15 protein-coding genes are annotated in these 24,471 nt (G+C 49.8%); 5 read left to right on the top strand and 10 right to left on the bottom strand.

The features are described 5' to 3' along the window. Nucleotides 1-58 precede the first annotated feature (58 nt). The 6 genes from CF168_RS06250 to malQ form a co-directional block, all read right to left on the bottom strand. Nucleotides 59-1,642 (bottom strand): glycogen synthase, encoded by a 1,584-nt coding sequence (locus CF168_RS06250; protein ID WP_167373689.1) that lies wholly within the window; start codon nucleotides 1,640-1,642, stop codon nucleotides 59-61. Nucleotides 1,643-1,709: 67 nt separating this feature from the next. Beyond that, on the bottom strand, nucleotides 1,710-2,972 hold the full coding sequence (glgC, locus tag CF168_RS06245; protein ID WP_011717793.1) for a glucose-1-phosphate adenylyltransferase: 1,263 nt from the start codon (nucleotides 2,970-2,972) through the stop codon (nucleotides 1,710-1,712). 118 nt (nucleotides 2,973-3,090) lie between these two features. Further along, on the bottom strand, nucleotides 3,091-5,604 hold the full coding sequence (locus CF168_RS06240) for a glycogen/starch/alpha-glucan phosphorylase (protein WP_089067327.1): 2,514 nt from the start codon (nucleotides 5,602-5,604) through the stop codon (nucleotides 3,091-3,093). Between the two features lie 2 nt (nucleotides 5,605-5,606). After that, complete coding sequence (gene glgX, locus CF168_RS06235; RefSeq protein WP_089067326.1) at nucleotides 5,607-7,865, bottom strand: glycogen debranching protein GlgX; 2,259 nt, start codon at nucleotides 7,863-7,865, stop codon at nucleotides 5,607-5,609. Next, complete coding sequence (gene glgB, locus CF168_RS06230; RefSeq protein WP_167373582.1) at nucleotides 7,862-10,099, bottom strand: 1,4-alpha-glucan branching protein GlgB; 2,238 nt, start codon at nucleotides 10,097-10,099, stop codon at nucleotides 7,862-7,864. The genes glgX and glgB overlap by 4 nt, the downstream gene beginning before the upstream one ends. A gap of 17 nt (nucleotides 10,100-10,116) precedes the next feature. Then, nucleotides 10,117-12,522, bottom strand: coding sequence for a 4-alpha-glucanotransferase (malQ, locus tag CF168_RS06225; protein ID WP_089067325.1), 2,406 nt, complete (start codon nucleotides 12,520-12,522; stop codon nucleotides 10,117-10,119). A 509-nt stretch (nucleotides 12,523-13,031) separates the two neighbouring features. Here malQ and CF168_RS06220 point away from each other — a divergent pair. After that, entirely contained in the window at nucleotides 13,032-13,667 is a 636-nt protein-coding gene (locus tag CF168_RS06220) for a peptidylprolyl isomerase (RefSeq protein WP_089068918.1), read from the top strand. 59 nt (nucleotides 13,668-13,726) lie between these two features. Here the strand turns inward: CF168_RS06220 and CF168_RS06215 are convergent, their stop codons facing one another. Beyond that, nucleotides 13,727-14,203: a MarR family winged helix-turn-helix transcriptional regulator gene (locus tag CF168_RS06215; protein WP_041408827.1), complete on the bottom strand. Its 477-nt coding sequence runs from the start codon at nucleotides 14,201-14,203 to the stop codon at nucleotides 13,727-13,729. Between the two features lie 327 nt (nucleotides 14,204-14,530). On the opposite strand from CF168_RS06215, the gene yiaY reads away from it, so the two are divergent. The 3 genes from yiaY to CF168_RS06200 all read left to right on the top strand — a co-directional run bounded on the left by yiaY (nucleotide 14,531) and on the right by CF168_RS06200 (nucleotide 17,278). Then, nucleotides 14,531-15,679 (top strand): L-threonine dehydrogenase, encoded by a 1,149-nt coding sequence (yiaY, locus tag CF168_RS06210; protein ID WP_088210573.1) that lies wholly within the window; start codon nucleotides 14,531-14,533, stop codon nucleotides 15,677-15,679. Nucleotides 15,680-16,364: 685 nt separating this feature from the next. Further along, complete coding sequence (locus CF168_RS06205) at nucleotides 16,365-16,739, top strand: cytoplasmic protein (RefSeq protein ID WP_086904376.1); 375 nt, start codon at nucleotides 16,365-16,367, stop codon at nucleotides 16,737-16,739. 326 nt (nucleotides 16,740-17,065) lie between these two features. After that, nucleotides 17,066-17,278, top strand: a complete 213-nt coding sequence (locus tag CF168_RS06200; RefSeq protein WP_011623515.1) for a hypothetical protein — start codon at nucleotides 17,066-17,068, stop codon at nucleotides 17,276-17,278. Nucleotides 17,279-17,315: 37 nt separating this feature from the next. Here the strand turns inward: CF168_RS06200 and CF168_RS06195 are convergent, their stop codons facing one another. From CF168_RS06195 to aceB, 3 genes are all read right to left on the bottom strand, one after another. Continuing rightward, complete coding sequence (locus CF168_RS06195; protein WP_011623516.1) at nucleotides 17,316-17,684, bottom strand: acyl-CoA thioesterase; 369 nt, start codon at nucleotides 17,682-17,684, stop codon at nucleotides 17,316-17,318. 374 nt (nucleotides 17,685-18,058) lie between these two features. Continuing rightward, entirely contained in the window at nucleotides 18,059-19,381 is a 1,323-nt protein-coding gene (gene aceA / locus CF168_RS06190; RefSeq protein ID WP_086904378.1) for an isocitrate lyase, read from the bottom strand. Between the two features lie 143 nt (nucleotides 19,382-19,524). After that, nucleotides 19,525-21,174, bottom strand: coding sequence for a malate synthase A (gene aceB / locus CF168_RS06185; protein ID WP_011626816.1), 1,650 nt, complete (start codon nucleotides 21,172-21,174; stop codon nucleotides 19,525-19,527). Between the two features lie 835 nt (nucleotides 21,175-22,009). Here aceB and CF168_RS06180 point away from each other — a divergent pair. After that, the gene (locus CF168_RS06180; RefSeq protein WP_089067324.1) at nucleotides 22,010-24,457 is read left to right on the top strand and encodes a TonB-dependent receptor; all 2,448 of its coding nucleotides are present in this window, start codon (nucleotides 22,010-22,012) and stop codon (nucleotides 24,455-24,457) included. The last annotated feature ends 14 nt before the right edge of the window (nucleotides 24,458-24,471 follow it).

Below are 24,471 nucleotides of genomic sequence, written 5' to 3'. Positions count from 1 at the left end.
AGTGGCTTGCCGACAAAATCTTGCCTTGGCACGAGGCCAAAATCCGGTGCTGGCAAGCTTAAGCGTAGAGCCGAGTCTGGTATTCGAGGGCAATGCCGTGCCAGTCGAAGCGTCGTGCTTTCGCCTGACGTTTGAGTTGCATCCAATCATTACCGCCAAATGTCTCCAGCGCGTCGCCAAGCTTTGCTAGCAAAGCCTCACCCTGCACCTTGATATCATCGCCATAGAACACAAAGCCATCGACATTATCCTCGACCGTATCCCGCAATCCGCCAACCCCATGCACAAGGCAAGGTTGACCACTACGCATGGCGAGCATTTGGCTAATACCACAGGGTTCGAAGGAGCTTGGCATCAGGAACAAGTCACCCATTTGGTAAAGACACTGGGAGAGCTCCTCATGGTATCCCTGCAGAAATACAAAATGGGCATACTTAGCCGCAAGAGTTTGAAAAAATTGCCCTATTTCAGGGTCTCCACTGCCCAAAAGCACAAACAGTGCCTTAGGCTGCGTTTGCTGCAACTGTTGCAGCAATGTCTCTAATACCGATAAGCCAGAAGGTAAAATATGGCGCAGGATCAGCACCTTTTGATCGGTAAGCCGACCAACCGAGGTCAACAGAAAGTCCGGAAACTCCCCCGCAGAGGCTTGGCGCCACAAGGCTTGCAGCCGCGTAAAGGCAATCATATCGACGCCACTCACCTGAGGTCGCCCGCCCTGCCACTGCACTAAGGCCGACTCGATGCAACTCAGTAGTTCCTTAAACTCGGTTAATCCCATACGTTCTAGGGAGGTTTGCGCTAAAGCCTCTGGGTATTCACAACCGTTTAAAATGCCAAGTACTCGCCCCTGCTCGGCTTTGCGTTGTAAATCCGCCTCTAAGCCTTCACCACCGAAGAACCCCAACTCTGGGCGAGACGGAAGCAACACCTCCTTGGCGTAGGTGGGTGAGACGAGATGCACCTTATCCGCCAGCGTAATTCCCATCCGTATAGGATTGATGCAATGGGGATAACGGGGGTCAATAATCTGGTCGCGTTGGCCCTCATCCAACTGGGCGAATAAGTGAGGGAACCAAGCCGCAAAGCTTGAGGTATCATGGCTCAGCGGCCTAATCCCCTGCAGCGCAAGATTATGAATCGAAAACACACATTCTATGCTTTGCAATGCTTGATACTCGGGCGCCAGCGCCCGCAGCATGGCTAAACATCCCGTGTGCCAGTCGTGCAAATGTAAAAGCTGAGGCATAGGCACAAGCCCCGCCACTAAGGCTTTGGCTACGCTTGCACACAACAGCGCAAACTTGGTCGCATCATCGGCAAAGGGGCGGTCACTCGTGCCTTGGCTATAAATCTGCCCGGGGCTGGATTGCCACAGCCCATGCTCGAGCAAGTAAATATTGGCGTCCTGCACCTTGGGGTGCGCTAGCCAATACAACTTAATCGGCTCCTGTCGCCCGGCAAAACTCACCTCAAACTCATGGATAAGTTTTGCCCCAAGGCCCGTTAAAAATCCGTAGCTTGGCATAATTACATCGGCTTGGATCTCAACACCCGCGAGGGCTTGGGGCAAGTCACGGATCACATCCGCCATCCCGCCCACTTTCGCCCCTTTCAGCGCCCCATTTTCCGCCGCGACCATTAATATGCGTTTCACCTAACTTCATACTCCAACAGGGTTAATATTCAAGCAAATTACCGGCTTGGCCTTACTCATAGCCCACGGGCAGTCCTAACATATCGCGGGTGACTAAGGTGATGCCTTTCTCGGACACCCTAAAGCCTTTTGCCCTGTCATGGTCGTGGTTATAACCAATCACTGTACCTTCGGGGATGATGCAGCCCCTGTCGATGATGGCGTTTTTAATCTTACAGTGGCGCAGCACCACCACATCGGGCAGCACGACTGAATCCTCAACCACTGAGTAGGAACAAACCCGCACCTCGTTAAACAATACACTGCGGCGCACGGTTGCCCCTGAGATAATACAGCCGCCGGATATAATCGAATCCACCGCCATGCCGCGTCTATCGTCATCGTCGAACACAAACTTGGCGGGAGGCAATTGCTCCTGATAGGTCCAAATCGGCCATTTGGCATCGTAGAGGTTTAAGGCGGGCGTGGGCGATAACAATTCCATATTGGCCTGCCAGAAGGAATCCAAGGTGCCCACATCGCGCCAGTAGGCTTGTTCGTTGGGGAAGGCGCTCTTAAAGGGATAGGCGAACACTTTATGTTTTTCGATGATAGAGGGAATAATGTCTTTGCCAAAATCCCGATCGGAATTGGCATTTTGCGCGTCTTTCTTCAACTGTTCGAACAAAAACTCAGTGTTAAACACATAGTTGCCCATCGAGGCAAGGCACTTCTCGGGATTGCCAGGGGAGTGTTTAGGATGCTTAGGTTTTTCTTCAAATCCTAGGATGCGCATCTCGTCATCGACTTCCATCACCCCAAATGCACCCGCCGCTTCGGCCACGGGCACCTCGAGGCAGGAGACTGTCATATCGGCGCCGGATTCGGCATGGGCAGCCAGTAAGCCTGCGTAATCCATGCGATACACATGGTCACCCGAGAGCACCATCACATACTTAGGCAACTCATGGCGGATGATGTCGATATTTTGGAATACCGCGTCGGCCGTGCCTTGATACCAATTTTCGGAGTAACGTTGTGAGGCGGGTAGAATTTCCACCGACTCACCTAATTCCTTTTTAAAGTGGCCCCAACCACGCATCACGTGGCGAATTAACGAGTGCGACTTATATTGGGTCACCACCCCAACGCGGCGGATCCCCGAGTTGATGCAATTCGACAGCGGAAAATCGATGATCCTAAACTTACCCCCGAAATACAGCGCGGGTTTAGCGCGCCAGTCGGTGAGTTCATGTAAACGCGAGCCTCGGCCACCAGCCAGAATCAATGCATAGGTTTCACGAGTTAAATTACTGATATAACGTACATTAGACATAGGCTCTACTCCCCAAATAGCACATCAGTGTCGATTGCTTCACAACCACTCTTCCCTGCCGCCCTTAGGCCGCAGGATTGCATACAACTGCGCATTCCTTTGCTCATTAACCTCTCCGTTACAGTTTCCAAATATCATCTCGATAGCCAGCAATCGTCACATCACTGGAGAAGCGACCACTGGCCGCCGTGTTGCGAATACTCATTTGTGTCCACTTTTTCGGATCTTTATAGGCCTTAGCCACAGCCTCTTGGGCGAGGCGATAACTGTCGAAATCCGCCGCCGTCATCCACTGATCATCCGCGCTTTCAATCGAGGCGATAATGGGGTCGAAAATACCCGGTTCCAGCAGGTTGAAATGGCCGCTCTTGAGTAAGGCCATGACTTCAGATAAGGCGTGGGACTCGGCGATAATCCGCAGCGGTTGGTAATCACAGCGCATTTGGCTCACTTGCTCGGCGTTGAGGCCAAAGAGGAAAAAGTTATCCTCACCCACCTCTTCGAGCATCTCGATATTGGCGCCATCTAAGGTGCCTATGGTGAGTGCGCCGTTCATCATGAACTTCATATTGCCCGTGCCAGAGGCCTCCTTACCCGCGGTGGAGATTTGTTCGGAGACATCGGTACCGGGGCAGATTTTTTCCATGGCACTGACGTTGTAATTGGGCAGAAACGCAAAGCGCAGATAAGGCGCCACCACAGGATCGCAGTTGACCATATGGGCAACATTACTGGCGAGTTTGATGATGAGCTTCGCCATAAAGTAACCGGGCGCCGCTTTACCGCCAATCAGCACGCAGCGTGGCACTAGGTGCTCTGTGTGCCCCTGCTGGATTTGATGGTAGAGATGGATCACATGCAGAATATTGAGTAGCTGACGCTTGTATTCATGGATCCGTTTAACCTGCACATCAAACAGCATTGCAGGGTCAAACTCGACGCCACATTCCTTGGCGATCATCTTGGCGAGTTGCACCTTGTTGGCTTGTTTCACCTCACGCCACTTTTGAATAAAACTGGCGTCTTGGGTTAAGGCATTGAGCGCCGTCAGCTGGCTTAAGTCCGTCACCCAGCCCTTGCCTAAATGGCTAGTTAACAGTTTGGCGAGCGCGGGATTGCAGTGGGCTAACCAACGTCTTGGGGTCACGCCATTGGTGCGATTGTTAAATTTCTCCGGCCACAGGCTATAAAAATCCTTAAATAGGCCCGACTTTAATAACTGGGTATGCAGCGCTGCCACACCGTTTACCGAAAAGCTCGCCACTATGGCTAGGTACGCCATGCGTACATGGGGATCAGGCCCATCTTGAATGATCGACATGCTGGCCAGTTTGGCGCCATCTCCCGGCCAGTGGTGGGCAACTAAATCTAGGTATCTGGCGTTGATTTCATAGATGATTTCTAAAATTCGCGGCAACATCAACGCCATCATACGCACGGGCCAGCGCTCTAACGCCTCGGGTAACAATGTGTGATTGGTATAAGCCATAGTCTGGCTGGTAATCGCCCAGGCGGCGTCCCATTCGAGGCCATATTCATCCACCAGCAGCCGCATTAATTCGGGGACGGCAATACTGGGGTGAGTGTCATTCAGTTGGATCACATTTTTCGCGGCAAAATCGCTGAAATCATGGCCGTGGTGATGCACCCAACGTTTTAAAATTGCCTGCAGGCTGGCGGAGGACAAAAAGTACTGCTGACGCAGCCGCAGCTCTTTACCGTTTTCGCTGGCATCGTTAGGGTACAACACCATAGTGATTTGTTCAGCGAGGTTCTTGCACGCCACCGCCTCTGTGTAATCCCCTTGGTTAAACTCTGCTAAATCAAAGTCATCCGTCGCTTCGGCCTTCCAGAGTCTGAGGCTATTCACCCGACCATTGCGATAACCGGGCACGGGCATGTCATAGGCCACGGCGAGCACATCCTGAGTGTCGACCCAAATCATGTGCCTGCGCCCTTGTTTGTCGACATAGGATTCGGTGTGACCGAAAAACTTTACCGTCACATTATGGTGCGGAACGCGCACCTCCCAGGGGTTGCCCTCACGCAGCCAACGATCTGGGCGCTCGACTTGATAACCATCGACGATCTTCTGGGCGAACATGCCGTATTCGTAACGAATGCCATAACCCGTGACGGATAAATCCATGCTGGCACAGCTATCGAGAAAACACGCGGCGAGTCGCCCAAGGCCACCATTGCCTAAACCTGCGTCGTGTTCGGCCTCCTCAAGCTCCTCAAGAGACACGGAATATTGGCTAAGCGCCTCGCGGCTGTCTTGCTCTAAATCTAAATTTAACAAGGCATTACCTAATGCCCTGCCCATAAGAAACTCCAGCGATAAATAAGCCACTTGCTTGTTGTCATAGCAGCTATCTTTTATCCGCGTCTCACGCCACTCATCCAACATTTGCTCTTTAACACTCAGTGCCAGCGCTTGAAATAACTCACCATGAGCCACTTCGCCGCGGCTTAAACCGTAACGCACATGGCGATTAAAGGTCGCAGGCAGGGCATCACAGGGCTCGCAGGGTTCGAGTGTCGCTTTTGGCTTACTCGGCGCGGCCTTAGTGGCACGTTTCTTTGGGGGAACGCCGCTGGTATTTGGGCTCAGCTCACTGTTATGACTCATAGTTAATTCCTTATAAAATCAGCATGAAACAGCATAAGACTGCGATCCTGTAACAAGTACCGCGTCGGTGAGGACTGAGCATCCAGCGGCTCAGTGGGAGTTAAAAATTGTGGGTCAGTTTGGGTATGCAGCAGGCATTGCCACGGCCCTAAACAGTCAAACACTGGCAGAGTAAAGGCCAAGGGATGCTCATCGGCATTGACCATCAACAGCAGCGCTTGAAGGCTGTCACCCTGAGTCTGTGGTTGAGTGGCGGTTAAATTACCCGATAACACCACGCAGAGGCTGCGGCCCATGGACTCGCTCCACAGGCTTTTGCTCATGGGCTCACCTTGGCGGCTAAACCAATCCAGCCTCGCCCCCGTTGGAGTAGAGACGGGGCTTACAGCATGGCTTGAAGATGACTCAGAAGACCAATCGAAGGCATTGGCTACTAGCTGCTCATGGATAAAACGTTTGGAACACAAGAGCGGGAAGCGTTTGCGTAAAGCAATCAACTGCGAGGTGAAACTCAGCAATGAGCTGTCCATGTCATCCGATGACCAATCAAACCAATTCAAGGGGTTATCTTGGCAATAGGCGTTGTTATTCCCGTCTTGGGTGCGGCCCGTCTCATCGCCGCTGAGTAACATAGGCACCCCTTGGGATAAGAATAATGTGGTCAATAGATTGCGTTGCTGGCGGGCGCGCAGCGCGAGAATGGTGGCGTCGTCAGTGTCGCCTTCGACTCCATAATGATGACTGAAGTTCTCATGGTGGCCGTCGCGGTTTTCTTCACCGTTGGCCCAATTGTGCCGCTCGCAATAACTCACTAAATCTTTGAGGGTAAAACCATCGTGACTGGTTAAAAAGTTGATACTGGCGGCAGGAGGCCGGCCGCTATGCTCAAAGAAATCCCCCGAGCCATGAAATCGCCGCGCAAACTCGGGCAACATGCCGTGATCGCCGCGCCAGAAACGCCGCATGGTGTCGCGGTATCTGTCATTCCACTCGCTAAATGCCACCGGGAAATTACCCAGCTGGTAACCACCCGGGCCAATATCCCAAGGCTCGGCAATCAGCTTCACCCGGCACAACACGGGGTCTTGCAGCAGCGCATCAAAAAAACCACTTCCAGGGTCAAATCCATAGGCTTCACGGCCAAGACAAGCGGCTAAATCGAAGCGAAAGCCATCGACGCCCATCACTTCGACCCAATAACGCAGCGAATCTAGCACTAACTGCAACATGCGCGGATGGTTGAGGTTTAAGGTATTACCGCAGCCGGTATCGTTGATATAAAAGCGTTTATCGTTTGGATGCAGGCGGTAATAACTCAGATTGTCGATACCGCGAAAGCTAAAGGTCGGCCCGAGGCGACTGCCTTCGGCGCTGTGGTTATAGACCACATCGAGAATGACTTCGATACCCGCGCCGTGTAGCGCATCCACCATAGTGCGAAACTCGCCAATATCCTCACTCGAGAGATAACTCGGCTCAGGCGCAAAAAAGCCTATGCTGTTATAACCCCAATAGTTAGATAGCTGCTTTTCAAGCAGAAATGGTTCGGAGAAAAATGCCTGAACCGGCAGTAACTCGACACAATTCACGCCGAGATTGACTAAGTAATCTATCGCGGCATTCGATGCCAGCCCGGCAAAGGTACCGCGCAGCGGCGCATCTATCTCAGGGTGCAGCGCGGTAAATCCCTTTAAGTGCATCTCATAGATAATGCACAGCTCAAGTGGCAATGGCTCACGCTTGCTTGAGAGCGGCCGAATAGTATGGGCCTTAGCGGCATCAAAAAGGGGCCGAGTATCGACCACTTTGCATTTTGGGACAAAGTCCGCGTTATCTAAGGTGCTGAAAGATAAGTCTTCATTAGGGTTATCAATCTCATAACCAAAATTGGCGATATGGTGGTGATAACGCCCCACGAGCTGGCGCGCGTATGGGTCTAACAGCAACTTATGCGGATTAAATCTGTGGCCTAATTGCGGCTCGTAGGGACCATAAACACGGTAACCATAAAGCTGGCCATCACTCAGTCCATGCACATACAAATGCCAGATTTGCTGGGTCTGCTCCGTCAAGGCGATGCGTTGAATTTCCACCTCGCCTTGAGCATCAAACAGACATAACTCCACCCCAGTGGCATGGGCCGAAAACAGAGCGAAATTCACCCCGCCATCATCGACCGTCGCCCCTAAGGGAAAGGGCTGCCCCGCACTTAGGTTATAGGCGGTTAAGCCATCAGCATTTACAGGCACAGGATTCGTCATAGGCTGGTATCTCTTGGCGCATCCGTCGCAGGCCCGAGGATTAAGCAACCCAGGGGCGGCACAGTGATCAACGCGCTCGATGCCATGCCCTGCCAAGGTAAATCTTCGGCAATCACCTTGCCCGCATTCCCCTGATTGCTGCCACCATAGAGATGGCTGTCGCTATTGAGGTACTCACAGAAATCCCCGCCTTGGGGCAAGCCGATACGAAATCCTTGGTGCAGAGTGGGCGTCATATTCACCACAAACACTAAGGGCACATCACTACCCTCGCCATAGCGCACAAAGCTAAAAATACTGTCGCGGCCATTGTCACAATCGAGCCAGCGAAAACCTTGCGACTCATAGTCGAGCATGGATAAGGCGGAGAATTGGCGATAAAGCTGATTCAGATCGCGAAGCCAGCGCTGCACGCCTTGGTGAGGCTCGAAGGCGAGCAAATGCCAATCGAGGCTATGGTTATGGTTCCATTCGTCACGCTGGGCGAACTCGCTGCCCATAAACAGTAATTTTTTTCCCGGATGCCCCCACATAAAGCCATAATAGGCCCTGAGGGTGGCGAATTTTTGCCAATCATCGCCGGGGATTTTATGCAGCAAAGAGCCCTTGCCGTGCACCACTTCATCGTGGCTTATCGACAGCATAAATTGCTCCGAATAGGCATACATCAAACTAAAGGTCAGCTGGTTATGGTGATACTGGCGATAGATGGGATCGCGGCCCAAGTAGCTTAGGCTGTCGTTCATCCAGCCCATATTCCACTTAAAACCAAACCCCAGCCCGCCGCTATCCGTCGGCTTAGTCACCCCCGCAAAGGCGGTCGACTCTTCGGCTATCATGCAAATACCAGGGAAGGCTTGATACAAACGTTGATTCAACATTTGCAGAAAATGAATCGCCTCTAAATTCTCCCGTCCGCCATAGGCATTGGGCAGCCATTGCCCAGGTTCGCGGCTGTAGTCGAGGTACAACATGGATGACACCGCATCGAGCCTGAGCCCATCGAGGTGAAATTCCCGCAGCCAATAGCAGGCATTGCTGAGCAGAAAGCTGCGTACCTCACCGCGGTCGTAGTTATAGATCAACGTATCCCAATCGGGGTGCGTGCCTTTGCGCGGGTCTTCATGTTCGTAGAGGCAAGTGCCATCGAAACGCACAAGGCCATGGGGATCCTTAGGGAAATGCGCCGCGACCCAATCGAGTAACACGCCAATCTCGGCCTGATGGCAGGCATCGATAAAGGCCTTTAAGCCATTGGCATCGCCAAAACGATGGGTCGGCGCATACAGGCCAACGGGTTGATACCCCCAAGAGCCGTCGAAGGGATACTCGCTGACTGGCATCAACTCGATATGGGTAAAACCTTGCTCCTTCACATAGGGAATTAATTGCTCGATTAAGTCTTGATAATCAAAATATTGCTCACCGAACTCACCTTTTCGGCGCCAAGAGCCTAGCTGCACTTCGTAGATAGACATAGCGGCGCGATGCCAAGCTGTGGTCGCCCGTTTGTGCATCCATTGTGTATCCGCCCAAGGGTGTTGGTGTTTTTTCGGCACTATGGAGGCATTGTGCGGCGCACATTCCATTTGGGTCGCCATGGGGTCGGATTTGGCGTGGCGCTCGCCATTTTGATAAACCAAATCAAACTTATAGTGCGCGCCTTCGGCAACATCTGGCAGAAAAATCTCCCATAAGCCGTTGGCCATATGTTGGCGCATCACATGGCGAGTATCGTCCCAGTGATTAAAATCCCCCACCACAGAAACCCGCTTAGCATTGGGGGCCCATACGCAAAAATGCACGCCTTCGACGCTATCGACGTGGCGCCAGTTCGCACCTAAAAAGCGATAGGCCTGCTCAGAGCTTCCTTCGCCGAAGAGATATAAGTCCTGACTATCGAGGAGGGAGCCAAACTGATAGGGATCGATAATATCCTGCTCGCAGAGGGGATAAGTCACCCGTAGCGCATACAAAAAAGGCTTAACCCGTCTGCCAAGCGTGCCCGCAAACAGCCCCGCCTCATTGACGCGCTCAAGGCTCGCCACCTTACGGCCATCCTTAAGACTTATCACATCAACTTTTTGGGCGTTGCGTAAAAAACAGCGCACCACCAAGGCCTTACCCTCGTTGATGCTGTGCATACCGAGCAGGGAAAACACATCCGTATATTGACCGTTTAACAGCGCGACATCGCTACCGTCATAGAAGTAAGTCTGGGCTTGAGTCATCATTTGGCTTCCATTTTTAGTCAAAGGGTATCTGTATGCGCAGCCGTTTCTGGCAAATGTCTTGCCGCAGCAATGCGTTGCAAACGCTCAGCCAGCGCAGGCCTAGCTGCAGCTTCGCTTAGGCTGATGGGCAATCGCCGCTGCCAATTGGGGTACTCGAGCCAAGTGCCGGGGATATTCACCGCATGGCGGTCCCCGAGTAGATCGCACCATTGCACGCTGTAAAGTGCGCTGTTGCCCGAGGCGCCAAATGGCATCCACGCCGTTAATAAATCTTCAATATCAATCTGTTGAATATCTGTTTCCGGCAATAAGCCCTGGGAGATTAAGCACTGCGCGAGCTGATGTTTTTCCTGCTCACGTCCGGCTAAGGCCTCACCTAATTGTTCGTCGGTATTGAGCAGTTCGAGTTGTCGCCTCAGGTGCAAATCGCTGCCCGTCCACCAGGCGACTAACGTCGGCACATCGTGGTTTGCCAGCATCATCAAACTCTGGAACTTATAGTGGCTCGGCGGCTTAAAACCTTGATGGTCTTTGCAGAAGTAGAACAACTCGTTGGAGTAAACCCCCGCCTGATACAGGCGATGAATAATATCGGGCGGCACTAGGCCCAAATCTTCACCAATTACCACACAGCGGGCGCGTTGACTCTCAAGGCAGAGAATCGCCAACAGGGTTTCGACCGGGTAATACACATAGGCGCCATGGCCGAGGCGCTTATCCAGAGGCCACCACCAGAGTCGCAGCAGCCCCATCACATGGTCGATTCGCAGCGCACCGCAGTGGGTCATATTGGCGCGAGTCAGTTCAATAAAATGGCGATATTGATGCTGTTTTAGCTTGACGGGATCGAGGGGCGTAAGTCCCCAGTTTTGTCCCTGCGGCGCGAAGGGATCCGGCGGTGCGCCAATGCTGGCGTTTAAGCAGAACTGCTGCGAATTGGCTTGAACCTCAACGCCTTGCAACGCGGCGCCTACGGCCAAATCACGAATAAGCCCAATGCCCATTCCCGCTTCTTTGGCTTTGAGCTGGCACAATTGCAGTTGATCTTCGGCCACAAACTGTAGATATAAATAAAAGCCTTCGTCCTGCGCTATGGCCCTTGGACTGCGTAGCGATTCGGCTTGGGCAAATTCCCTGAGCGGCGCGCCCTGCTCTGCCACAAAATCCTCAAATCGCTGCGCCCTGGGTGTGTTGGGCTGTAAATGGTGTTCGCAAAAGACAGTATATAAACGTGCAAAGGCGCGGTACTTAAGCTCGCTGACCTTGGGGTAATCGAGCCAGTTCTCCGCGTTGAGTAGGGCAATGGTTTCTTGCCATTCCTTCGCCGCAAACTCCGTTTTTAGTGGCTCAAATTCAGGCACGCTAGGTAAATGAATATACAGCGGATTCAGCCTTCGACGATCGCAGGGACTATAGGGACTCGGATGTTCCGGCGCGGCAATATCTAAGGCATGCAGTGGATTAAGTTGAATAAAATCGGCGCCATATTCGGCCACTAAACCGATAAGTTGCTCTAAATCGCCAAAGTCGCCCATACCCCATTGGCTTTCGCTGCGCAGACTATAGAGCTGAAGACTCACGCCCCACGGTTTATGGCGCTTTCCTTGAGCCACAGCGCTCATCACCCCTTGATAGGCGGTTCTCGGTGCCACCATAAAAGTGCCATGGAACTCAGTCGCCTTACTTGCTGCCGAAATGCTTGCTGATGAGTTGCTTGCTGCTGAGGTGCTTGCCGATGCAAAGCCTTGCTGAGCATCTGCCAGCCCAAGCAAACTGACGCTCAGTGTGTGGTACCCCAATCCCAAGCAAGATAAATCACTTAAGTTGTCTTTATTGTTAGATGTGTTTAGCGCGGCGCTGACATTTTCCCATGAACGGCGCGGCTCAGCCTTGCTATCTTGCTCAGCGGCATCGCCCGCATCACGGCAATGAAACTCATGACCTAAGAGGTCGAGGCGGTATTGCAGGAACTGACACTCATTGGCAAAGGGACTATTGCCAAACTGTGCCAACTCCTGCGCCTGAATCCGATAATCCCCAATCGGTTTTAGCGCCGAAAACGGCACCTCGAGGATAACCCTCTCCCCTTGCTCACAGGTAAAGGTGAGCAGCAGATCGCCACGGTAAGATTGAGGTAAATACAGACAGACCCAAGGTTCGTCGACATAGCACCAATGAAACGCCGGCAACACTTGTGTCCAATGCTGTGCATCGAGTTGATATACCTGAGCGTCAAGCTCATCGCCACTGGGTAAACTCGTTAATGGTTCATCCTTTGCCTCGCAGGCCTGAGTATTTTTCTCCTGCAACATACAGGTCAAAATCCCTTGCCTGTCAGCCTCGGGAATGCGGATGTACTGGCCGAAGCAGTCGGTAAAGTCTGCTCCCACGCCCCGCAAATACAGCAACTTCTCCAGCCCCATATTTGTCGCCCCCGCGACTGCTCATCCATAGCCTTAGATAGGCAGTAACCATGCCAGCGCAAAATAACAGCATGAAGACAGATTTGTGTCAGCCAAATGACAACAAAGAAAACTTATAAATCAGCATCTTGAATAAAATGCGTGCCTTTATCGCCCAAACCTTGGGCCACGGGGCCACCTCGTAAACGCACTAGTTTGAAGCAGGGAGTGATTAAAAAAGGTGCAACGCGCTTAAATGGCGCAAGCAAAACAGCGTCTTATCTTGGAGCAGTATTTCATGAAGTATCGCAGCGGTTGAATCCCCAGCGCAAACTCCCAATCCCGTATCAGCAACTAGCTGCAACACTTTGTATCAATTGCATTTTTCATCTTGAACTCCAGTTCATCGCTCTGTCACTATGCGCGTTCAAAACAAAAACAACACCTAATCGCAACATTTACCTACAGCTACTTACATCATTCAAAGTGGCAGGAATAAATGGCGAACGATGCAAAATAAGGAAATTGATATGAAAAGAATCACGGGACTTTTACTCGCCAGCAGTTTGAGCTTAGCCCTTGGCGCCTGCGGCGGCAGTGGCGACGATGAATTAACACCAACGATCCCAACTCCCGATCCAACCCCACCGAGCTTAAGCGCCGATGTCTGTTATTTAATGAGCACCACTAAGGGGGATTTGACCTTAGCCATCGACCTCACCCATATGCCGATCACGGGTAAAAACTTTAAACAATATGTCGATAAGTCATTCTATAACGGCACTTTATTCCACAGAACCATCAACAACTTTGTGATCCAAGGCGGTGGTTTCACCACGGGATTACAAAGCAAGCCGACCAGCGCGCCGATTAAAAATGAGGCCGCCGTCGGCATCAGCAACAAACGCGGCACTATCGCGATGGCGCGTACCACAGTGCCAGACTCAGCGACATCACAGTTCTTTATCAATGTGTTAGATAATCCGCAGCTCGATGCTTCGGCGAGCAACTATGGTTATGCCGTGTTCGGTAAAGTCGTTGAAGGAATGGATGTGGTCGATCAGATAAGCATTGTGCCGACCAAAACCAGCAATGGTTTTAGCGACACACCAGTGAATGAAATTTTGATCAATAGCGTGACGGAAACGAACTGCCCCGCCGCCTAGCAAAAATAACAAAGCACTGTAGATACAGTGCTTTTGTATTATTTAAGACCGAAAGGGGATTATTCGTCCCCTTGAATTTTCCCCACCAACAGCATAGGCGCGGCATCAATTTTATCGGCGTCCATCATGGCGGCAATACGCTCCACCGATGAGAGCAACTGACTCTGCTCCCACTCTTCAAGATTTTGATATTGCTTTATAAAGTGCTCTTGAAGTGGTTTAGGCGACTCTTGCAATAATGCCCGCCCCGCCTCACTTAAATGTAAATGCACCTTGCGCTTATCGGACTCGCTGCGTTTGCGGATCACTAATCCCCGCCCTTCGAGCCTATCAATAATTGTCGTCACAGTGGCTGGGCTGAGGGTGATTTCTTCGGCCACCTGCTTGGCTAAGGGAGCGCCGAGCTGGGCAATTTTCTGCATCACCATTAACTGCGGCCCCGTCAGGCCTGAATGTTTATTGAGTTGCCGGGAATGAATGTCGATAGCGCGGATCACCCTGCGCAGTGAAATAAGCAGTTGTTCGTATTTTTCCATCGTGCTTCGCGTGCTCCTCATCAACCCAACGGCCGCACCTTACCAGAAACTCAGCCACAACTCACCTCGAAGGGCGAATTTATCGCGCAATAATCTGAGTTTAACTAAACAAGCAAAAGCTGAAAAAAACCTTAAAAAACATAGCGTATATCAAGCCTGATCCCTGTCATAAAAGTTCATTATTTAGTTATCTAGTTCCAACTTTAGTGGGAATTTCACCTCAATAAACTGCCTAAGCCGATCTAGATCACATCTTGCATACCCCTTAATTGGTAGCTTGGTCACCAGAAAGAAACAAATTTAATTTACAAGCAAATAGGTGGACTTATGGCTGCTAAATTTTTTATCCCTTCCGTCAACGTATTAGGCAAAGGCGCCGTCGATGATGCTATCGGAGATATCAAAACCTTAGGCTTTAAACGCGCGTTAATCGTGACGGATAAGCCTCTCGTCAAGATTGGTCTGGTCGGTGAAGTGGCCGAAAAACTCGGTCAAAATGGCATTACTTCAACTGTGTTCGATGGCGTGCAACCCAACCCAACCGTCGGTAACGTCGAAGCCGGTCTTGCGCTATTAAAAGCCAATCAATGTGATTTTGTGATTTCATTAGGCGGTGGTTCACCCCACGATTGCGCTAAGGGTATTGCCCTAGTTGCCACCAACGGCGGCAGCATCAAAGACTATGAAGGGTTAGACCAATCCGCTAAGCCACAACTGCCATTAGTGGCCATTAACACTACCGCTGGCACCGCCAGTGAAATGACCCGTTTTTGTATCATCACTGACGAAGCTCGCCATATCAAAATGGCGATTGTCGATAAACACACCACCCCATTACTGTCTGTGAATGACCCTGAGCTGATGCTGAAAAAACCAGCGAGCCTCACAGCTGCAACAGGCATGGACGCGCTGACCCACGCGGTTGAAGCCTATGTGTCTATCGCTGCGAACCCAATCACCGATGCCTGCGCCATTAAGGCCATTGAACTTATCCAAGGCAACTTAGTGAATGCGGTAAAACAAGGCCAAGATATTGAAGCCCGTGAGCAGATGGCCTATGCGCAATTCTTAGCGGGGATGGCCTTCAACAACGCCAGCTTAGGTTATGTGCATGCGATGGCGCACCAATTAGGCGGTTTCTACGATCTGCCCCACGGTGTATGTAACGCCCTGTTATTACCCCATGTGCAAGAATACAACGCCAAAGTGGTACCAGATCGCTTAAAAGATATTGCTAAGGCCATGGGTGTCGATGTAGCCAATATGACGGATGAGCAAGGTGCTGCGGCGGCGATCGCCGCGATTAAGGCCCTATCCGTTGCGGTAAACATTCCAGAAAACCTGACATTACTCGGGGTTAAAGCGGAAGATATTCCAACGCTGGCCGAAAACGCCTTAAAGGATGCCTGTGGTTTCACTAACCCTAAACAGGCAACCCATGAAGAGATCTGCCAGATCTTCACTAACGCCTTATAAGCCCGCGTTATAGAGCATTAACGCCGTCTGTCGCGCGCCAATTGACAGGATGTTGTTCGGCTAGCGCAAGCTAACGACATGAGAATCGGCCCAAACAAGGGATCTTGTTTGGGCCTTTCTTTTGGGCTGAACCAGCCAATTTTGCACTACGCCATAATGTAAAAAACCGCCGTAGCGCCTTAATCTTCGGCAGTTGGGATCCCATAGATCGAAAAATCGTCCCAATAGCGTAAAAACGTGATCTTGGTGGGTTACATGCTGTTACAAATCCGCTAGACTGGCTCTAGTTCGCTTTTTCCCTGCAAAAGATGAAGCCAGCTCAGAGGCCCATTCTAAGGAATGGGCCTCTGTCCCTTTTAGCGCCCGTCCCTACACCTTCCCAATAATTTGCTACTGTTTAATGGCTCACTGCACCATTCAGATCCTGTCACTTATTTGCTGCTTTATTGCGCAGTAATTAAGCAAAAACGAATTTGAGTACAAAACTGAGAGATAGCACATAGATATTCGTTAAAAACTCATGCTAAATAACACTGAATGGAAATGAATTAACTGACTCATTTTTAAACAAAAATACTTGTAAATACTGTGATTTAACTCGGGCGATATCAGCGCAATTAATGATTGACCGAATTCAAAAACGATGCCTATGATGGCAGCAACATCCTCAACAGGTAGGTACGCTATGACAGCAATTACTCATGTATATAACTACACAGTTAGATGTCCGCATTACAAAGATCCCGAACATCCAGTGAGTTGGTTAAACCACATCGAATTAAACCAATCCAGTGAAATTGCCTTAAACCGTATCACCAAATGGCACGAACTCTCAGGCAGTAAATCCTTCGAAACCAGTAAGTTTGTTGTCCGCAAAGCCGATAATGAAGAAGCCTACTTCTCCATGCAGAGCGATAGGCTTAAAAATGATGGTCATGCGCTGGTCACCTTTAAAATCTTCCTCGATACCTGCTGCGACGATGCCGCCCCAGAAGAAATTATGCAGCACCTGATTGATGACTATCAGCAGCGTTTAGCGAAACTCGACCAAGCCTCATAATGCTTTACTTGGGAGTGACTGTCACATAAGCGCTTAATCGCTAAGTGAAATAGTAACAATGCCAGAGTTAATACTCTGGCATTTTGTTTTACTCACCTTGTTAATCAATCCATTCTAAACCGTCACTCATCCGCCACTGAACCACACCCCGTTAACTTGGATGAAGACATTTCATCTTCACTCAAGCAAACTGATGCATTATCCCTAATCTAATAATTGGGCTACAAAGATTAGAGCTCCGATAATTGGATTTTCAGATTATTAAGGCGCGGTACAGCAGTATTTGGTATCTTGCCTAACAAACGTGCGTTATCAGGATGAGTACAATGAAAAAAGCGATGCTGTTAATACTACCGCTGCTACTGGCCACCACAGCCTGCGCCGATTTAAAGGATGCGGGTCGCGCCATTGGCACCACCACTAAAGATGTGACAAAAGAGATTGGTCACGCCACCCGCGACACCACCAAAGCCATTGGTCATGCCTCACGGGATGCGGTGAAATCGGTTAAAGAAGAACTGACGGAAGATTCAGAGTGACGCCCATGCGTCACTCTGCTTTATCGGGGCTCAATTCTTAGGCCGCATTGGCGCGAATACCATGGGGCACAGGTAAGCCCTGGGCATTCACGTTTACAAACACCATCTTATCGATACTAACTACTGGCGCTTGCGTCATCTTATTACGCACTTGGCAACTGACCGTAATGGAACTGTGCCCAAGGCTGACAAGCTCCAAACCAAATTCCAACACATCCCCCTGCCGCGCCGGTGTCATAAAATTGATCTCAGAAATCAGCTTAGTCACATGGCTGGAGCTCTTCATCTGGCACGCAGCAAAGATGGCCGCCTCCTCGTCAATCCAACTCAATAACTGGCCGCCAAATAGGGTATTTGCAGGATTTAAATGTTCAGGTTTGACTAAACGACGACTGTAATATTTCATGACGGTGACCTCACTGTGAATGCCAAGTTTTACAGCCAATTCACAGCATTATTTAGGCCAAGATAAATAGCCATTGAATAACAATGAGATAGCATTAAGTCTTTGTAAAACGGTTAAAAAATTGCACCAACTCGAGTCAGAGTTGCACCAGAATAATCAATTAGATAAAAAAATAGCGACTCAGAGAGTCGCCAAGCTCAGGCAAGCAATGTATTGACTGGGTAGGAAGTTAAGTCACAAGGTTTGACTTAAAAACCCGTGCAGCACATGTAGGCGAACTGCACGGGGGACAACAGCTGCAATGCAGCTAAACACAGGGTTTACGGGTACAACATCTTACGGGTAGAACCTATTCGCGATACAACAGACTTCGCTTAAAACTGCTCTTCTTCGGTCGAGCCAGTCAGCGCCGTCACCGATGAATGACCGCCTTGGATCACTGTGGTGACTTGGTCGAAGTAACCAGTGCCCACTTCCTGTTGATGCGCGACGAAGGTGTAGCCTTTCTTTGCTGCTGCAAACTCAACTTCTTGAACTTTCTCAACATAATGCTTCATACCTTCACCACGAGCGTAGTCGTAAGCCAGGTCAAACATGTTGTACCACATGTTATGGATACCCGCTAAAGTGATGAACTGGTACTTGTAGCCCATGTCCGACAGCTCTTGTTGGAAGCGCGCAATCGTCGCGTCGTCCAAGTTTTTCTTCCAGTTGAACGAAGGTGAACAGTTGTAGGCCAGTAATTGGTCTGGGTACTGAGCATGGATTGCCTCAGCAAAGCGGCGTGCTTCTTCTAAGTCAGGCTTAGCGGTTTCACACCAAATTAAATCCGCATATGGTGCGTAGGCTAGACCGCGAGAAATCGCTTGGTCCAGACCCGCTTTTACGCGGTAGAAACCTTCACTGGTGCGCTCGCCAGTCACGAAGTCACGATCGTATGGGTCGCAATCGGAGGTCAATAAATCCGCCGCGTTCGCATCGGTACGAGCGATAACTAAGGTTTCAACACCGCTCACGTCGGCTGCAAGGCGCGCCGCAACTAACTTTTGTACCGCTTCTTGGGTCGGCACTAATACTTTACCGCCCATATGGCCACACTTTTTCACTGAGGCTAATTGGTCTTCAAAGTGCACACCGGCGGCGCCCGCGTCGATCATCGACTTCATCAACTCGAACGCATTCAGTACGCCACCAAAACCCGCTTCCGCATCGGCAATAATCGGCAGGAAGTAATCGACAAAGTTTTCTTCTTCCGGATTAACCCCATTGCTCCACTGAATTTGGTCAGCACGGCGGAAAGAGTTGTTAATACGGGCTACAACAGCAGGCACTGAGTTTGCTGGGTATAAAGATTGGTCTGGGTACATAGTGCCCGCTAAGTTAGCGTCGGCCGCCACTTGCCAACCAGACAGGTAAATCGCTTCGATACCGGCTTTAGCCTGTTGTACCGCTTGGCCGCCAGTCAGTGCTCCTAACGAGTTCACATAACCTTTTTTTGCGCCACCGTTGACTAAATCCCACAGTTTAGCGGCACCGCGTTTGGCAATGGTATTTTCGGGTACGATAGAACCACGAAGAGCCACAACTTCCTCTGCAGTGTATGGGCGACGTACGTTTTTCCAACGTGGATTCTCAGCCCAATCTTTTTTGATCGCGTCAATCTGTGCCTGACGTGAAGTCTGTGTTGCCTTAGTCATAGTGTCACTCCTTTCTCTGTGATGTTGTAGCAAGTGAAGCTGCCCCACAGCCTCACCCTGCCCATTGGTTTAATTGGCGGCTTGGCCGCCATAACGCATTCCATGTAAACGCATTCAGTGTTACAGCATTAAAACGCTAATCATTAAGCCGTTAGCATCTCGTAACCGGGTAAGGTTAAGAAATCGACCAACTCATCCGAAGTGGTAATATCCTCAAGCAATACAGCCGCTTGGGTAAATTTGCCGTGGGTGAATCTGTCACCGCCCACTTCTTTTTTCACATTCGCTAACTCTTCCACCAGCATGTCCTTAAACAATTGTTTAGTGACGGGTTTGCCGTTTGAGAGTGACTTGCCATGTTGGATCCATTGCCAAATCGAGGCGCGGGAGATTTCCGCCGTTGCCGCATCTTCCATTAATCCGTAAATCGGCACACAACCGTTGCCACTGATCCACGCCTCAAGGTATTGCAGAGCGATGCGAATATTCAGGCGCATCCCTTGCTCAGTACGCTCGCCATCACAGGGTTTTAATAACTCTGCGGCGAGGATCGGTGCATCCACATCACGGGTGATATGCAATTGGTTTTGATGATCTTGGCCTATGTATTCGTTAAAGATCCCCATTGCCGTGTCCGCAAGACCTGGGTGAGCGACCCAAGTCCCATCGTGACCATTGCGAGCCTCAAGCTCTTTGTCCTTACGTACCCGTTGCAACACGGTTTCGTTTTGAGCGGGATCCTTCGCTGGAATAAAGGCCGCCATGCCGCCCATCGCCAGAGCGCCACGTTTATGGCAGGTTTTGATCAGCAGTCTTGAATAGGCGCTTAAGAAAGGCGTATCCATGGTCACCGCTTGGCGATCCGGTAATACACGGTCGCTATGACGCTTTAATGTTTTGATATAGCTGAAGATATAGTCCCAACGACCACAGTTCAGCGCGACAATGTTTGAGCGTAATTCATAGAGAATTTCGTCCATTTCAAACACCGCGGGTAAGGTCTCAATCAAACAGGTACATTTGATTGTCCCAGGCTGAAGGCAAAATCTTTCTTCAACAAAAGCAAACACTTTTGCCCACCAACGCGCTTCAATATGGCTCTCGAGTTTAGGAATATAGAAGTAAGGACCACTGCCCTTCGCCAGCAATTGGCGATAGTTATGGTAAAAGTACATCGCAAAGTCGAATAACGCGCCGGGAATGGACTGCTGGTTAAATTCAACGTGCTTCTCTTTTAAGTGCAGGCCACGCACACGGCAAATTAATACCGCAGGATTTGGGCCTAACTTGTAGTGTTTACCGGTTTCAGGTGCTGTGTACTCAATCTCACCGCGCACGGCATCACGTAGGTTAATCTGACCTTCCACGACTTTCTGCCAGCTCGGTGCTAAGGAGTCTTCAAAATCCGCCATAAACACTTTGGCATTGGCATTAAGTGCATTGATCACCATCTTACGTTCGACGGGACCTGTGATTTCAACACGGCGATCGAGTAAGTCATTCGGAATGCCGCGGATCTTCCATGCACCATCACGAATTGCGCGAGTCTCGGGTAAAAAGTCAGGCAAAGCCCCTTTATCGATACGCGCCTGCCTATCTTTACGTTTGGCGAGCAAGGTGGGCACTTCTGTCGCAAATTCACGGCAAAGTGACTCAAGCAACGCCAGCGCGCCTTCGGTAAAAATCACCTCCTGCCCAGGGATGGTATTTCCCACTAAGGCCAGAGTGCCATTCGCAGTGGCCTTATTCTGTGTCGAATTCAATTGCTGTTCACTTAAAGTGTGTTCCGTCATCTTCTCGCCCTCCCAAGAGGCTAACCTTTTGCTCGTTTACGACCCATTACCAGCAAAGACATGAGTAACATGTACAAACATTCACCACAAAACATTCAAATGTTCGTTTAGAACCAAAACTTACAGACAAACATTTGTATTTGCAACTATCCAAAAGTGCCATAACCGCTAAAAAATTTGACCAAAAAACCTCTCAAAATTGGTCTGACCAAGACAAAAAACACGGTGCAAACAATTGATAAACAAAAGCTTTAAAGATTTTAGCTAAATAAGATTTTTCTTATCGTGAAATTTGTCAGACAACTTTACCACTACAAGCGCCATGTAATTTTATACGTAATTTAATTACCAATTGAAAATTTAACTATACATCATTTTTAGCCTATTCGACCTAAGTAGAAACCTGTGCGCGTTTTGAACTCCACCCGGAGGAAAGCGGTAAAAACCAACAAAACCAATAAATTAACAAAATAGAAACATATTAAAAATTTAAACACCCGTTTAACTATTACGTTTACGTAAACAGTCGAATAAGGAAGGGAAGAGTGACAGGGATCACGGGTTATGTTTCTCGATCAAAAACCCGAGTCGATGTGGTTAACCCAAAAAATAAATCACTTTTTTATAAAAAAAATGAAACAAATTAGAAATCTGACCCAGCATTGCTTCAAATGAGGGCAGCAAGTGATAGTGAAGGTCTTTATCCCCAATACAGTTAACCGTATTTCATATGTAAAGATAACCAAGGTTCATGGTCTTTTAAGGGCCAAACAAGAGGTTGCAAACTAGATGAAAATCATTATCATTCGCGACCTTTCTGATTGGGGGACTTTCAATGCCAGTATTACAGCCTGTATTTCGCTTATCGCTTATTGCACTCGCCTGCCTCAGTGCTTTACCACACACAACCTACGCCGATGACACACCTTCAGCTCGCGATGAAAACGTCGAGCGTATAACGGTATACGGCAAACAAAACTCTGTGGTGAAAAACTCAGGACTTGCGACTAAGTCAGATATGTCCTTGATGGAAACCCCTGCGGCGGTTGTTATCGTTGACCAGGAGCTGATTAACAGCCAAGGAGTCGACAATCTGCAGGACTTGATTCGCAATATCAGCGGGGTGACTCAAGCGGGCAATAACTACGGCATTGGGGATAACTTAGTGATTCGCGGCCTCGGCGCAAACTACACCTATGACGGCATGTATGGCGGTGCAGGCCTTGGCAATACCTTTAACCCCACTCGCTCCCTAACCAATGTGGAATCCGTGGAGGTTTTAAAGGGGCCAGCGACTGGACTCTATGGCATGGGCAGCGCGGGCGGCGTGATCAACCTGATTGAAAAGAAACCGCAATTCGAATCCAAACACAAAATCACCACAGAAGTTGGCCAGTGGGATACCTACTCGCTCGCCATCGACAGCACGGGTGGAATCACCGATGATCTTGCTTATCGCTTAGTCACCAAAACCGCCCGCAGTGAAGGCTACCGTGATTTAGGCGCCGACCGTGATGAAGTGTTCGGCTCACTCAAATGGGTATTAAGTGATAGCCAAGATCTGATGCTATCCGGCGCGTATATCAAAGACGCCATTGCCGTTGACTCCATCGGCCATCCAATCCGTATCTACAATGCCGATTCTGTCGGTGGCAAAACCGCTGGCGAAGTCACTTGGCAAGATTTGATTAACGATCCTAAAGGTCAAGGCATACAGCTAACCGATGAGCAGCGTCAGCAATTAACGGCGTCACTCGCCAGTGGTGATGGTTTAACGCCTTATTCCTTTGGTGACGCGGGATTAATTTCTCCCATGGCAAAAGATAATGAAGGTGAAGAATTAAGGTTCAAACTGACCCACAATATCTACTTTACCGATAATCTGTTCCTCAACCAGCAGTTGCAATATCGCGACTACACCACAGGTTTTGCCCGTCAAACAGGGGCCTACAACTATGTGTACTGGAATAACAAAGGCAAGATAAACGCCGATCCCCGCGCGCCACTGGTTGAAAATGGCGTGCTCTATCCCTTTGCCGCCAGACGTCAGGAATACCGCCAACTCGATGCCGAAGAAACCTCATGGCAGTATTTTGCCGATCTACGTTACGACTTCCAAATCGGCAATATCGACAATGAATTACTGGTGAACGCTAACTACGAAGACCGCAACATTCGCCTCGAACAATTCTCGATTTACGATGCGGATCAAGTCATTAAAAACAAACAAGGCGATGTGATTTACCGTGGTTCGCTGCCTTACATTTACGATATCCGCAATCCAAACTGGGGAACGGGTAAATTTGCCGACTACGATCCGCTCAAAACCGCCAACTACAATAAAAAAGTCAGCGCTTGGGGCCTAGGCGTGCAACATGTGGGTTATCTAGGTTATGGCTTTACAACCCGTGTTGGCGTGGCCTTTAACGAAATCAAACAGAGCTATGAGCACCTAGGCGTGGATGAGCGCTACAGCGCGAGTCAAGCGAGCCCCACTCCTGAGGAAGATAGCAAAGATAACGGTGTGACCTATAACTTGGGCTTAACTTATATGCCCATTGATGATTTATCATTTTTCGTCAATCACTCAAAGGGTCGCACCGCCTATAGCATCTTAGGCTCAATCACGGGGGAAAATACCGACCGCGAAGACTCAGAATCCGTTAGTAACGATCTCGGTATGCGCTTTAAAGCCTTTGACGATCAGATGCTAGCATCGCTGGTGTTCTTTAAAAGCTCACGCACTAATGTGCCTTACAACAACCCAGACTATAACGCTGGCGTGTCAGGTGCCGAGGTGCCCGTGTACTTTTACGATGGCAGCGAAGATACCCAAGGGGTCGAGCTGGATCTCAATGCCCACTTAAACGATAACTGGCGCATCAACCTTAACGGCATGTATCAAGACGCTAGGGATAAACAAAACCCGAATGACAAAGCCAACTACGACAGCCGTCAAAAAGGTGTGCCCTATGTGACCGCCAGCGCTTGGGTAACCTATGGTGCAGACTGGTTTGCCTTAACAAGCCCTATTGAGCTGAGTTTAGGCGCCAAGTATGTGGATGATAGAAGCACACACTCAAGCTCATTTGGCATCCCAGATGGTTATGTGCCGAGCTACACCTTAGTGGATTCAGCCATCAGCTACGCCACCGACTCTTGGAAGTTACAATTGAATATCAACAACCTATTCAATAAAGACTATTACAGCAAGGCGATGTTCCTCGGTGGCATGCCGGGCGAAGAGCGTAATGTGAAGCTGCAATATAGCTACAGTTTCTAAGCGTTTTCCTTAAG

It is taken from the genome of Shewanella bicestrii (assembly GCF_002216875.1).
GTDB classification, from domain to species: domain Bacteria; phylum Pseudomonadota; class Gammaproteobacteria; order Enterobacterales; family Shewanellaceae; genus Shewanella; species Shewanella seohaensis.
This window is presented reverse-complemented; position numbering and strand designations above follow the sequence as displayed.